Source organism: Ruania halotolerans (assembly GCF_021049285.1).
In the GTDB taxonomy this organism is placed as follows: domain Bacteria; phylum Actinomycetota; class Actinomycetes; order Actinomycetales; family Beutenbergiaceae; genus Ruania; species Ruania halotolerans.
Genome location: NZ_CP088017.1, coordinates 2,314,672 through 2,327,129, shown reverse-complemented (window position 1 = coordinate 2,327,129; position 12,458 = coordinate 2,314,672). Strand labels below are relative to the sequence as shown.

The 12,458-nt window shown below is 67.9% G+C and carries 16 protein-coding genes; 10 read left to right on the top strand and 6 right to left on the bottom strand.

The window, feature by feature from the left end; all coding sequences use genetic code 11:
- Window position 1 precedes the first annotated feature (1 nt).
- A complete protein-coding gene (locus LQF10_RS10325; RefSeq protein WP_231063770.1) occupies window positions 2–790 on the bottom strand; it encodes an ABC transporter ATP-binding protein in 789 nt (262 codons plus the stop codon).
- A gap of 67 nt (window positions 791–857) precedes the next feature.
- Between LQF10_RS10325 and LQF10_RS10320 the strand changes: the two genes are divergently transcribed.
- On the top strand, window positions 858–1,499 hold the full coding sequence (locus LQF10_RS10320; RefSeq protein WP_231063769.1) for a TetR/AcrR family transcriptional regulator: 642 nt from the start codon (window positions 858–860) through the stop codon (window positions 1,497–1,499).
- On the opposite strand, the gene LQF10_RS10315 is transcribed toward LQF10_RS10320, so the two are convergent.
- Window positions 1,496–2,533 (bottom strand): helix-turn-helix transcriptional regulator, encoded by a 1,038-nt coding sequence (locus tag LQF10_RS10315; protein WP_231063768.1) that lies wholly within the window; start codon window positions 2,531–2,533, stop codon window positions 1,496–1,498. The two genes, LQF10_RS10320 and LQF10_RS10315, sit on opposite strands and share 4 nt — an antisense overlap.
- Window positions 2,534–2,594: 61 nt before the next feature.
- Here LQF10_RS10315 and LQF10_RS10310 point away from each other — a divergent pair, with 61 nt between their 5' ends.
- The 4 genes from LQF10_RS10310 (at window position 2,595) to LQF10_RS10295 (ending at window position 6,012) form a co-directional block, all read left to right on the top strand.
- Window positions 2,595–3,746, top strand: coding sequence for an epoxide hydrolase family protein (locus LQF10_RS10310; RefSeq protein ID WP_231063767.1), 1,152 nt, complete (start codon window positions 2,595–2,597; stop codon window positions 3,744–3,746).
- Between the two features lie 198 nt (window positions 3,747–3,944).
- Window positions 3,945–4,517 carry a TetR/AcrR family transcriptional regulator gene (locus tag LQF10_RS10305; RefSeq protein ID WP_231063766.1) on the top strand — a complete coding sequence of 191 codons (573 nt, stop codon included), beginning with the start codon at window positions 3,945–3,947 and terminating at the stop codon, window positions 4,515–4,517.
- Window positions 4,514–5,254, top strand: coding sequence for an ABC transporter ATP-binding protein (locus tag LQF10_RS10300; RefSeq protein ID WP_231063765.1), 741 nt, complete (start codon window positions 4,514–4,516; stop codon window positions 5,252–5,254). The genes LQF10_RS10305 and LQF10_RS10300 overlap by 4 nt, the downstream gene beginning before the upstream one ends.
- The gene (locus LQF10_RS10295) at window positions 5,251–6,012 is read left to right on the top strand and encodes an ABC transporter permease (protein ID WP_231063764.1); all 762 of its coding nucleotides are present in this window, start codon (window positions 5,251–5,253) and stop codon (window positions 6,010–6,012) included. The genes LQF10_RS10300 and LQF10_RS10295 overlap by 4 nt, the downstream gene beginning before the upstream one ends.
- Here the strand turns inward: LQF10_RS10295 and LQF10_RS10290 are convergent.
- Both LQF10_RS10290 and LQF10_RS10285 read right to left on the bottom strand, forming a co-directional pair.
- Complete coding sequence (locus tag LQF10_RS10290) at window positions 5,995–6,192, bottom strand: hypothetical protein (protein ID WP_231063763.1); 198 nt, start codon at window positions 6,190–6,192, stop codon at window positions 5,995–5,997. The genes LQF10_RS10295 and LQF10_RS10290 overlap by 18 nt on opposite strands.
- Before the next feature lies 1 nt (window position 6,193).
- Window positions 6,194–6,997, bottom strand: a complete 804-nt coding sequence (locus LQF10_RS10285) for a family 16 glycosylhydrolase (RefSeq protein WP_231063762.1) — start codon at window positions 6,995–6,997, stop codon at window positions 6,194–6,196.
- A gap of 81 nt (window positions 6,998–7,078) precedes the next feature.
- Here LQF10_RS10285 and LQF10_RS10280 point away from each other — a divergent pair, with 81 nt between their 5' ends.
- On the top strand, window positions 7,079–7,462 hold the full coding sequence (locus LQF10_RS10280) for a VOC family protein (protein WP_354002572.1): 384 nt from the start codon (window positions 7,079–7,081) through the stop codon (window positions 7,460–7,462).
- Window positions 7,463–7,478: 16 nt separating this feature from the next.
- On the opposite strand, the gene LQF10_RS10275 is transcribed toward LQF10_RS10280, so the two are convergent.
- Window positions 7,479–8,288 carry an endonuclease/exonuclease/phosphatase family protein gene (locus LQF10_RS10275; RefSeq protein ID WP_231063761.1) on the bottom strand — a complete coding sequence of 270 codons (810 nt, stop codon included), beginning with the start codon at window positions 8,286–8,288 and terminating at the stop codon, window positions 7,479–7,481.
- 66 nt (window positions 8,289–8,354) lie between these two features.
- Between LQF10_RS10275 and LQF10_RS10270 the strand changes: the two genes are divergently transcribed.
- The 4 genes from LQF10_RS10270 to LQF10_RS10255 are packed head-to-tail and all read left to right on the top strand — an operon-like array spanning window position 8,355 to window position 11,623.
- Window positions 8,355–9,512: a Nif3-like dinuclear metal center hexameric protein gene (locus LQF10_RS10270; RefSeq protein WP_231063760.1), complete on the top strand. Its 1,158-nt coding sequence runs from the start codon at window positions 8,355–8,357 to the stop codon at window positions 9,510–9,512.
- Window positions 9,509–10,240 carry a zinc ribbon domain-containing protein gene (locus tag LQF10_RS10265; RefSeq protein ID WP_231063759.1) on the top strand — a complete coding sequence of 244 codons (732 nt, stop codon included), beginning with the start codon at window positions 9,509–9,511 and terminating at the stop codon, window positions 10,238–10,240. Before LQF10_RS10270 ends, LQF10_RS10265 begins: the two co-directional genes overlap by 4 nt.
- Window positions 10,237–10,896 (top strand): histidine phosphatase family protein, encoded by a 660-nt coding sequence (locus LQF10_RS10260; RefSeq protein WP_231063758.1) that lies wholly within the window; start codon window positions 10,237–10,239, stop codon window positions 10,894–10,896. The genes LQF10_RS10265 and LQF10_RS10260 overlap by 4 nt, the downstream gene beginning before the upstream one ends.
- Window position 10,897: 1 nt before the next feature.
- Complete coding sequence (locus LQF10_RS10255; RefSeq protein ID WP_231063757.1) at window positions 10,898–11,623, top strand: DUF1353 domain-containing protein; 726 nt, start codon at window positions 10,898–10,900, stop codon at window positions 11,621–11,623.
- Here the strand turns inward: LQF10_RS10255 and LQF10_RS10250 are convergent.
- A complete protein-coding gene (locus tag LQF10_RS10250; protein ID WP_231063756.1) occupies window positions 11,601–12,389 on the bottom strand; it encodes a YaaA family protein in 789 nt (262 codons plus the stop codon). The two genes, LQF10_RS10255 and LQF10_RS10250, sit on opposite strands and share 23 nt — an antisense overlap.
- Window positions 12,390–12,458 lie beyond the last annotated feature (69 nt).

Here is a 12,458-nt window from a genome sequence, read left to right as displayed (position 1 = left end):
GTCAGTTCCGTAGTCCGCGGCCGGTGAAGTGCAGGAAGACGTCTTGCAGACTGACCGCTGGCACCTCGACCCGCTCGACGTCGGGCACCTGGGACGTGAGTTCACTCAGACTGCCGCCGACGACGTTCATTCCTCGGTCGATGATGGTGATCTGATCACCGAGTCGTTGGGCCTCCTCCATATAGTTCGTGGTCAGGAGCACGATTCGTCCTTCCTGCGCCACCTCGTCGATGCGAGTCCAGATGGCCTCGCGGGACTGCACATCGACGCCGAGGGTCGGCTCGTCCAGGAGGAGGACCTCGGGCTTCATCATCAGTGCCTTACCGAGTGCGAGCCTGCGCTGCATGCCGCCGGAGAAGGTGCCGGCCCGATCACGGGCGCGACTGCCGAGCTGAACCAGTTCGAGCGTCTCGTCGATACGTGCGCGCTGTGCTCGGGCGGGCATTCCGTAGTAGCTGGCGTGGAAGGCGAGGTTCTCTCGCGCGGTCAATTCGGGATAGAGCGACGTCTCCTGCGGCACCAGCGCGATCCGACGCAGGAGCTCCCGGCGCTGGGCTGTTGGATCGAGACCAAGTACTCGGAGGCGACCTGAGGTCGGCGTCAACAGGCCCGTCAGGATGTTCATCAGCGTCGTCTTACCGGATCCGTTGGGCCCGAGCAGACAACTGACCTGACCGGGACGAACGGCAAGGTCGACGCTATCCAATGCGCGGAAGGGGGGCCGCCTGCGCCCACGGGGAAACTCCACGCTCACCCCTGTCACGTCTATCGTCGCCTGCTGCTGGCTCACAGTGCCTCCTGTTGTTCCGTCCTGGTCGCCATGAGTCTGACCTTCCGCCTCGCTACACTCAACGCTGATGAATAAAATGCGCGGTCGTCCCCGTACCGGTACCGACGATGGCCGAGATCGGCTCCTGACGGCGGCCCGCAACCTGTTCGCGACGTGCGGCTATCACGGCGCGACGCTGCGCATGATCGCTCAGGAGGCGCACTGCGACCCGGCCCTGATCGCCTACCACTTCGGATCGAAGAAGGAGCTGTTCGCCCGTGCGATGGCCCTCTCGCTCGGTCCGTCGCTGGTGCTGGAGAAGGCGCTCGACGGGGACCCTACGACGGCGCCCGAGCGACTTGCCGCCCTGGTGATCCGTGCGTGGGACGCACCTGAGGTGCGGGGCTCGCTTGCCCAGCTCGTCGCGACGGGCATGCAGCACCCAGAGGTTCTGCATGCCTTCCGGGAGTACCTCGAGCGCGAGATCGTCAGTCGGCTCGGTGAATACTTCGGCGGCCGCGGCGCTAGTGAGCGCGCCAGTGCCACGATCACGATCATCATCGGGATCATCTTCGGCCGCTACGTGATCGGGGTCGAGCCGCTTCGGTCCCTGCCCCCAGATCGACTCGTGGACCTGTTGACTCCCAGCCTTCGCGCCATCTCGACGGCCCGCCCACGCGGTCGGTCAGTGTCCCCTTCAGGCCCGCACGGCCTTCCCCCGCGCAACTAGACCTGGTCGCTGCGGCAGGGTGCCTCCTCGATCGCGCGGGAGTAGCGCCGGCCGAGCTCACGCAGATGGTGCACGAGTGCGGCTGGTTCGGTGACGTGGAAATCGAGCCCGAGCATCCCGATGTAGACGGCGATGGTCTCAAAACTGTCGGCACCGGTGACGAGCACGCAGGTGCTCTCGTCGATCGACTCGACCACGCCCACGGTGGCGTTGATGCGGCGCAGGACTTCCTCGGCGGGAGCGAACACGGTGATCCTGGCGTGCACCTTCCAGCCGGTCGAGGCGACCGTTCGAAGGACGAAGCTGGTGTAGTCGCCGTCAAGAAACGGAACAGGGGTGAAATGGCGATGTGTGGGAGCACGTAAGGATGTCCAATCGACCCGGAAGATCCGCCAGGCGGCGGTGGGGACATCTCGACCCACGAGATACCAGCGCCGCAGCCAGCTGACGAGCCGGTACGGCTCCACGAGGTGGGCCCACCCCTCCAGTAGCTCGTTCGCCGCAGGCGTGGAGCCCCACGGGCCAGCGGAGTCCTCACCAGCCTGGTAGTCGAAACGGAGCAGTTCCTGGTCACGGATCGCTGCCGCGATCTGGGTGAGGGTGGCGGCATCGGTCTCGGGATCCTCGACATTGCTGGCGAGATTCTCCGGCGCGGTCGACATGGCCTCGTGGATCGCCGTCACCTGCCGGCGCAGACGGTGGGGCAACACCTGCTCGAGTTTGGTCAGGGCGCGTGCGCTGCTCTCCCGGATTCCGCTGACACCGCCGCCGGCACGTAATCCGATCGCCACCGCCACGGCCTCCTCGTCGTCAAGAAGTAATGGCGGGAGCTTCGCACCGGCGCCGAGTGTGTAGTGCCCGTACGAGCCGCGGGCGGCGTTGACCGGATAGCCGAGCGTCCGCAGCCTGTCGATGTCGTTGCGGATCGTGCGCGTGCTCACGTCCAGGCGACGCGCCAGTTCGGAACCCGGCCAGTCTGGGCGGGACTGCAGCAGTGAGAGGAGTGCGAGCAGGCGCGCCGAGGTGTCGAGCATGTTCCGAGAATACTCGGACAATAGGAACTGAATGTTCCTATTGCGTCTCTATCGTGGTCTCATGACCACCACAGAGAAGAACACCGCCGATATCCGTCCCTTCCGCGTCGAGGTTTCCGGGAGCGACCTCGAGGACCTGCACCAGCGCCTGGCGCGCACTCGACTTCCCCGACCGACGCCCGAGGAGAACTGGGAGTACGGAACTCCGAACAGCTACCTGGCAGAGACCGTCGACCATTGGATCAACGACTTCGACTGGAGGGCACAGGAGGCTCGGATGAACGAGTTTCCGCACTATCTGACCCAGATCGACGGTCAGGAGGTGCACTTCATCCACGTGCCGTCGGTGGAGGAGGCAGCGACACCGTTGCTGCTCGTGCACACCTATCCGGGCTCGTTTGCCGACTTCCTCGACATGATCGGTCCGCTCACCGATCCCGTGGCCCATGGCGGCAAGGCCGAGGACGCCTTCTCCGTGGTGGTGCCCTCCGTGCCTGGTTTCGGGTTCAGCACTCCGTTGGCCGGTGGCGGCTGGACGATAGCGCGCGTGGCGCGCACATTCGACACATTGATGCGCCGTCTTGGCTACGAGAGCTACGGCTCCCATGGCAGCGATGTCGGAGCGATGGTCTCCCGTGAACTCGGCCTGCTCGACCCGCCTGGATATCTCGGAATGCACGTGCTGCAACTCTTCTCGTTCCCCTCGGGTGACCCGAGCGAGTTCGAGAAGCTGGAACCGAAGGACTACGCATCACTCGAGCACCTCAAGTGGTTCCAGTCGGTCGGCGGGTACAACGCGATCAATGCCTCCCGGCCCCAGACGGTGGCGGTGGGAATTGCCGACTCGCCGGTCGGCCAGCTGGCCTGGAGTGAACTGTTCAACTCCTTCGGCAACGGGACGAGCCTGGTCACCCGCGACCAGATCCTCACCCACGTCAGCCTGTACTGGTTCACGAATACCCAAGCCACCGCCGGGCGCTTCTACTACGAGGAAGCGCGCGCCGCTACCGTGCCCGCCGTCAACGCGGCGCCCACCGGAGTCGCCGTCTTCGCGGACGACTTCAAGACCATCCGCACCTTCGCTGAACGCGACAACAGCAACATCGTCCACTGGAGTGAGTTTCCCGACGGCGGACATTTCGCATCCATGGAGCGTCCCGAGGTCCTGACCGCCGACATCCGGACGTTCTTTGCGGGCATTCGTTCGGTCTGAGTGCTGCGACGGGGTGCAGTGGACGCCGCTGGTGCGGCGTCCACTGCACCTGCGTGCGTCGCCCTGGCGCACAGATGGTGAGCGCCCTGCGCCACCTCTGGTCTCATGGTCTGCCCAGGTCGTTGTGAGCGCCCAGGCCAGTGGTTGCCCAGGCCGGTGGGCTTGGCGTCCTCCAATGTTAGTGACTAACATTTGGGAATGGACGGCTCCGCAGGACCGAGTGGACGCGCTGAACGCACCCGTCACCGCCTTGCCGTATGTGCGCTTGAGCTCTTCGAACGGCACGGATATGACGCCACCACCACCGCACAGATCGCGGCTGCTGCCGGAGTCAGTGAGATGACGTTGTTCCGGCATTTCGCTGCGAAGGAACGCCTGATCGCCGACGATCCGTACGATCCGCTCATCGCCGAGGCGGTAGCCGCCCAGCCTGCCACGCTTCCCCCGTTGGCTCGGATCGTTGCCGGGCTCCGCGGCGCGTGGGCCGCCCTGCCGGAACCGGAGACCAGCGAGGTCCGGCGGCGCGTTCGAATCGCCGCACGCACACCGAGCCTGGCCGCGGCGATGCACGCGAACACGCGGGCTACCGAAGATGCGATCGTCTCTGCGCTCGCGGCCGGAGGGGTGAAGAAGGTGCCGGCTCGTATCGCCGCGGCGGCGGCCTTGGCTGCCCTCATGGCAGCCCTGTTGGAGTGGGCCGAGACTGACCACGGCACGCTCGCCGATGCGGTCGCCGGCGCCCTCGACGTGCTCGACGGCGGCCGGTCGTGACCGCTCGGCTCGAGGTCACCGGCGTGACCCGGCAGTTCGCCGGGGGAGCGGGGGTGCATGACATCGACCTCACTGTGGGTGCCGGCGAGATCCATGCCCTGGTCGGTCTGAATGGGGCGGGGAAGTCGACGCTGATGCGAGTGCTTCTCAGGATGCTGCGTCCGGACGCCGGCCAGGTCCGCATCCTCGGCCGTGCGATCGCTGAGGTCGGACCCGAGATCTGGCGCGAGGTCGGTCACCTGGTCGACTACCCACTCGCCTACGGTGAACTGAGCGGGCGTGAGAACGTCCGACTGGCAGCGCGCCTGCACGGGATCGCGCGGGCTGATGTGGCCACCGCGGTGGAGGAGGTGGTGGCGGAGTTGGGCCTCCAGCGCTATGCGAGCGTCCACGCCCGGCGGCTCTCCCTCGGCAACCGGCAACGTGTCGGCATCGCCGGTGCCCTCGTGCACGAGCCACAGGTCATCGTGCTCGACGAACCGAGCAACTCCCTCGATCCAGCGGGAGTGATCCTGCTGCGCGAATCGTTGCGGCGCCGCGCCGGCGAAGGGGCCGGGATCCTTGTCTCGAGCCATCACCTCGATGAGGTCGCACGAATCGCCGACCGCATCACAGTGCTGAACGCGGGACGGGTGATCGGCAGCCTGGATCCAGGAGGAGTCGATCTGGAACGGGCATTCTTCTCGCTCGTCCATGCGGCCGACGAACGGCGCCCGGTTGTCGAGGGGGATGTGTGAACGGATTCATGGTCGCCCTCGTGGTGGAGGCCCGCAAGGTCGCCGCCTCCCGGGTGATAGGTGCCACCACACTGATTCTTGTGGTGGGCCTCGCAGTGCTCACTGCGGGACTAGAGCTCGGCGTCCGCTCCGGTAACCCGAACGTCACCGCCCAGCTCGGCCCGCTCGCCGCGATGCAGGGCTGGCCCCGCCTGTTCGCCCTTGTCGCGCAGATCACCGCTGCAGGCGGCCTGATCGCGTTCGGGGTGGCGCTCAGCTGGCTCATCGGACGCGAGTTCGCCGAGGGCACGATCACCGGCTTGTTCGGGCTCCCGGTCACGCGCCCGGCGATTGTCCTTGCCAAGCTCGCGATCTATCTGAGCTGGGTGATCGGCGTCGCCTGTGCCATCGCGGTCGCGCTCGGCCTTGCCGGGCTCGCGGTCGGTCTCGGGTTGCCCGATGCCCAGGTGGTTGACGGGATGGTGCGCCAGATGGTGCTCACGGTCTGTACCGGGTTCGTGGCCGTCCCGGCCGGATGGGCAGCGACCCTCGGCCGCGGCCTGCTCCCGGGTATTGCCGCGACGATCAGTCTGGTGGTCTGCGGGCAGGTGATGGCCGTGGCCGGAGTGGGCGCGTGGTTCCCCGTCGCCTCGCCCGCGCTGTGGGCTCTCGCGCCGGGCTCGGTGTCCCTGCCGCAGCTGGCCCTGGTGGGTGCGTTGGCTCTGGTCTTCGCAGCGCTCACCCTGTTCTCATGGTCACGCCTACAGCTTGATCGCTAGAGGTTTCACCTCGTCGGCTGAGCGGGGGCCGTGCATCGACAGGAGCCCGCCGAGCCGCAAGGTGCCGCGGCCGCCCACGTGGACGAGGTCTTCGTGCAGGTGCGCGAGGCGGTCGCCCCCAATCTGGTCGGCCCACTCCGCGGCGATCTCGTCGACGAGACGCGCACTGCGGCGCAGCATGTCATGAATCGACGCCCTGCTCACCCCATCCGCGCACGCGATGGACGCGGGCAGTCTTCGGGTAGCCACCCAGGGTCGGCCCGCCAATCTCGAACAGGTCGATCATCAGCACCATCGGGTAGTGAGGTGTCTGGTCCAGCCTGCGAACGATCCTCCCCTCGCAGCCGATCACCACGGCGTCGGTACCCCAGATCGCGGTCCAGGTGTGCGGCCGAGAAGCGTCCACCGGAACGGTGAGTTCCGCCATGTCGGTGCGCAGGTGCGGGTCATGGTGTGCCTTGAGCCCCGAGCGCACCCGGGTCTGGACGGGCCCGATGGCCTCTGCATCGATCTCGGCTACGCACACTTCACCGGACTGGTGCGGGGAGAGATGTTCGGTACCGACGAGCCAGATGGCCGTCATGCACCCCGAGTCCGTGCTGGCCGTCACGGTCACATCGACCCGTCCGCCGGACGGCGCCCACCGCATGGAGGTCGGGACCGCCGTGCGCACCGTCAGTCCGTCCTGGCGGTGCCGGTGGGTACCTCGGTGTGATCCGACCGGCCCGGCGAAAGTTGCGGTCTGCAGGTTCGACACGCGCAACGGTGCGTCCTCGGGTCGCCAGTCGGGCTGGTCGTCGTCGATCCTCAGCCGCACACCCTGCTCGTCGAGGTCCCACCGGGCACGAGAGCGGTCCGGCGTGGTCCATTGGGGCAGGTAGTGGTCCACCCACACCTCTGGCCGCAGCCCCACCCGCGGGAAGTCCTCATCGAGGTCCGCATCTGCCGTTGGGGGATCGGGGACGATAGCCCTCATCTCGGTCATGCCTCCATCATGCCGGTGCGCGGTGCCATCGGCCGCAGTACCGTGGCGTCCGTCCGGAGACCTCTCGATGTCGGGTGTGAGATGAGCGGGCTGGAGATCAAGCATCAGGTGGTCGTGTTCGATGCGGCCGACCTGGACGCGGAGAGCGGATTCTGGGCGGGCGTGCTCGGCGGTTCCGTCGATGTCGAGGACGACTGGCACATGGTGATCGTCGACCGCCAACCCCGGGTAGGCGTACAGCTGGCCCCCGAGCACATACCCCCGCGTTGGCCCGACGGCTCCCCACCCCAGCAGATTCACCTCGATCTGTGGGTGGAGGACTTCCCGACGGCGCACGCTCGCGTCATGGAGCTGGGAGCCGAGGTGCTCCAGCCCGTGGTCGAATCCGATGCCCCGGACCGGTTTCAGGTCTATGCCGACCCGGCCGGCCATCCGTTCTGCCTGTGCTGGGTGATTCGAGAGTGAGTCGCCAGGATGACTGTCAGCCTCCACCGAGGGCGAGATCGACCACCACGGGCAGATGATCGCTCGGCACCACGGGGTAGGTCGGCACTGGTGCCTCGTAGCGCCGGACCGCGAGCTCGCCCGAGGCCAGTACGTGATCGATCCGCCGTGGGTCGTCACCGTCGCTCCCGGTGACCCGACCGGGAGACCAATCGTGGAAGGTTGCTCCTGGACCCACCGGCGAAGTCTGCGTGGTGCTGCGAGCGTTCTGCAGCACGGACTCCGCCAGTGTCAGGGCTGGGCTACCCGGTCCGGCATTGAGATCGCCCATCAGCACGTGTGGTCCGGGCACCTGTTCCAGATGGTCAAGCACAGTGCGGATCCCTGACGTCTGGGCCGACTCCTGCTGATGGTCCAGGTGCACGTTCCAGAGCGTGAGGCCGGGGTGCGCAGCGGTCCGCGTGTGCGGACGGAGCCGTGCCCAGGTGCAGATCCGGGGGAGCCTCGTGTCCGGGGCGCGGCTAGGAACGCCGGGAGTCTCAGAGAGCCAGAATGTTCCCCAGGCTCGGATGTGCCAGGCCGCGCGGCGAATGAGGAGCGGGACGAACTCACCGTTCCGGGCTCCGTCCTCGCGACCCACCCCGACGGCGGCGTAGCCGGGCAGATCATGGCGAAGGTCGGTCAGCTGGTGCGCGAGAACCTCTTGCAGGCCGAGGATGTCCGGATTGGTGTGGCGGATCTGTGCGACCACGGCCGCGCGACGGTGGGTCCAGGCGGTCAGGTCTGCTTCAGCAGCGTCGTACTTGATGTTGTACGTCATCACCCGAGTGGTGGACGGCTCAGCCATCGACCAATGATATCCGTGCGGTCCCGCTGCATCGGCGCGCCTGGCTCGCCGCGGTAGGTTCAGGTGATGGACGCACCGCTGCACCTGCATGAGGTGATCGAGCTGCTGGAACGGCGCTACCCGCCTGCGACGGCCGAGTCTTGGGACGCCGTCGGGCTCGTTGCTGGTGAGCCCGGTGCGCCCGTGCGGCGCGTGCTGTTCGCCGTGGACCCCACCGAAGAGGTGGTTGCCGAGGCTGCGGCGGCCGGGGCGGACCTGCTGGTGACCCACCACCCGTTGCTGCTGCGACCGGTCAACTCGGTGGCCGCTACCACGCCCAAGGGTAGAGTCCTGCACCGGTTGATCACCGAGGGCATCGCGCTGTACGTGGCCCACACCAATGCAGACAGCGCCGCTGGGGGAGTCAACGATGCCCTCGCCGATGCCCTGGACCTGGTGGCGACGCGCCCGCTGGTGCCGGCTCCCGGCCGGCCCTTGGATGTGCTCGTGGTGCACGTTCCCGAACCGGATGCCGAGGCAGTTCGCGAGGCACTTGCTGCGGCGGGTGCCGGTGCCGTCGGCGACTACTCCGGTTGCGCCTGGTCGACCGGCGGGGTCGGCGAGTTCACGCCCCGGGCCGGAGCCAACCCGGCGATTGGCATGGTCGGCAGCCATGAGCGAGTCGCGGAACGCCGTATGGAGATGGTGGTCCCGCCCGGCCTGCGCGATGCCGTGACCGCGGCGCTGCGTGAGGCACACCCCTACGAGGAGCCCGCGTTTTCCTTCCTGGCCACCCACCCGCCATCGGCGCACACGGGCTCGGGACGCCTCGGACGCCTGACCGAACCCACCACGCTCGGTGAGCTTGCCGCACGAGTGGTCGCGACGTTGCCGGCGACGGCTCAGGGTGTGCGAGTATCCGGTGACCTGACCGCATCCGTGGAGATGGTCGCCGTGTGCGGCGGGTCCGGAGATGCGTACCTCGGCGCAGCCCATCGCGCCGGCGCGGATGTGTACATCACAGCCGACCTGCGCCACCACAGAGCCGGTGAGGCCCGGGAAGCGGATGGCGCACCGTTCCTGATCGACGCTGCGCACTGGGCCACCGAGTGGCCGTGGTTGCCCGTCGCTGCTCGAGCGTTGGATACGGACTCCGCCGGCCGGGTGGAGACGATTGTGAGCACCCGTGTGACTGACCCATGGACCCTTAGGCTGGGAGCAGCCAACACTGGAGGAAATCTGTGACTACCGCCCCCGCCGCTGACCAGCGCCGTCTCCTGGACGTCCAGGCGCTCGATACGCGGCTCGCGCAGCTTGCCCACCAGCGCAAAGCACACCCGACCCTGGCCACGCTCGAGGAGTTGACCGGGCGCGCCGAGGATCTCGGCCGTGCCAAGACGGCCACCGAGACGCTCGTCTCGGACATCCGCCGTGAACTGCGCAAGGCCGAGTCCGATGTGGAGCAGGTGGAGAATCGTGCTGCCAGGGACCGCCAGCGCCTGGAGTCCGGTGCCGGGTCCGCGAAGGACATGCAGGCGCTCAGCCACGAGCTCGAGACGCTCACCAAGCGGCAGTCCGACCTCGAGGAGGTCGAACTGGAGGTGATGGAGCGCCTGGAGGCCGCCGAGCGCGATGCGGCCGCCATCGTGGAACAGCTCGAGGCGCTTCAGGCGGACACCGCACGGGTGGAGTCCGAGCGCGACGCCGCGTTCGCCGAGCTGGATGCCGAGATCGCTGAGGTCACCAAGAAGCGAGCCGTAGCCGCTGACGGGATCGACACGGGACTGATGGCCCTCTACGAGCGGGTGCGTTCCCAGACCGGGGGACTGGCCGCCGTCGCACTGGAGGGTGTGGCGACTGTGGGTGTCCAGCTCAGCTTGAGCCTGACCGAGAAGGCGGCCATCACGAACGCCCGTGAGGACGAGGTGATCCGCAGCGAGGACTACGGGTACATCCTCGTGCGCACGTCGTGACCGCGGCCGCCTCCGAAGCGCTCACCGCCGTCCTGGTTCGCCACGGTGAGACCCCGCTGACCCCGCACGGTGCCTATTCCGGGTCCGGGGTGCCTGGACCTTCACTCACCGAGACCGGTCGCGCGCAGGCGGCCGGGGCCGCCCGGCTGGTCGCGGGCTTCGGCGACGTGCTCTACCCAGACCTGGCACCGCCGTCGGCCATCATCGCCTCGCCGATGGTGCGCACGCAGGAGACCGCAGCGGCCGTGGCTGGAGCGACCGGGCTGAGCGTCCGCACCGACGACCGAGCCGCAGAGTGCAACTTCGGTGACTGGGAGGGTCTCACGCCTGCCGAGATCGACGTCCGCTGGCCCGGTGAGCGCCAGGTGTGGCACACCGATGGCACCATCGCCGCTCCTGGTGGCGGTGAGTCGACGGCGGACGTGGGTGTGCGGACCGCCGAGTTGCTCGCCGACCTTCGCGCGGAGTTCGCGGGCCAGACGGTGCTGGTGATCGCCCATGCGGTCAGCATCCGATCCATGCTAGGCCGGGCTCTTCTCGCGGCTCCGGGCGGATGGTGGCGGTTGCGTCTGGCGCCGGCGTCCACCTCCGTGGTGCAGGTGCATCCCGACGGATTCACGCAGGTCCTCGCGGCCGGGCTGCCCTGCGGAGCCTGAGATGGGGGAGTTCTTCGACCCCGAGGACGGGGGCCCGATGCGCCTGGAGGTGCGCAGCATCGATGGGCGTGAGTTCGCCCTACTGCGGCCCATCGGTTACCGCAGCGACGAGCACGCCGAACCGTTCCAAGTGCCCGCCGACCTGGCCACATTCCGCACCGATTTCGCCTCCGTGCCGTGGATGTTCACCTGGTTGGTGCCGCGCAGCGGTCGATACACTCCGGCAGCAGTGCTGCACGACGCGATCGTGATCCCAGGCGACTACCTCGGACCCGCGATCGATCGGGTGGAAGGGGACCGGATCTTCCGGGTGGCTTTGCGCGAATCGGGAACCGGCGTGGTGCGGTCCTGGCTTATGTGGGCAGCTGTGGGCATCGCCACGAAATGGCATACGAGCTCCCACCGGAGTGCACACCGCTTCGCCGTGGTGGCGTTTATCGCTGTGATCACCGTGCTCGGGATCCTCACTACCGGTGACCTGTTGAGCTGGTGGTCGGTGCTTCCGTGGACGGGCGGGCACTCGATCGGTGTCGAGCTCGCCAAGGGCGCGGCAGCCGCCGTGGTGATCCCCGCCGTGCTCTCGCTCAGCTGGGGCAGGCAGGCCCCGGCAGCGGCGATCACCGGAATCGCTCTGGCGTTCCTGGTACATATCACCCTCGCCATCGCGGTGGTGTTCTCGCTGTACCTCGTGGTCGAGCGGTTGGTCAGTGGGCGCCGTCAGACCTGACTACGAGCTCGAGGACGTCAGGGCCGGTCGTGGCGGGTGTCAGGCTGGCTTCGCTGAGCGCGGTGCCGACCAACTCCTCGGCAGCCCGGAGCACGGCTCGGCCGGTGCGTGGCGGCGCATCCTTGCGGGTCAGTAGGTGCCGTGTCAGCACTCCGCGCGTGTGCTTGGCGTGATGGGAGACCACGCGGCGCACGCCGTCAGTCTCCTGCACCACACGGACAGTCAGCCACGCCATATCTGAGGGCGGGCGCCAGGCAGGTATATACGGGCCCGACCGGCAGTCGATCACCACGCCAGGATCGGCGTCGGTGATCCTCTCGCCGAACGCCCGCGCCCAGAACGGGGCCAGCCCGCCGATGCCGGGCAATGAGACAGTCATGGAGAGGCGGTAGGCGGGGATGCGGTCGGCAGGGGAGAGCACGCCCCACAGTGCCGAGACGATGCGCACCGAGGAGGTAGCGCGCCGCCGTGCGGTCCCGGTTAGCCGCGCCAAACCGGCGGCCTCATACAGCACACCTGTGTAGACGCGCGCCGCCGGACCGGCAGGTGCGCTGGTCAACGCGGTGTTCCGTGCGACCTCCTCGCTGAGCGACGCACCCACACCGAGCCGGTGGACGGCGTCCGGTGCGCTGCTCACGTGGGCCAACGCCTCGAGGGCGCGGGACCTGGCCTCGTGCAGATGGGGGCGGGTCAGGGAGTCCAGATCGACAGGACGACCACGGCTCGGCGGGGTCTTGCCCTCCGAGGGCGGCAACAGGATGAGCACGCCCGGCAGCCTACGACGGCTGAGTTGGCCACGAACACATGTGCCGCAGTGATCGCGAACACGGTGCTG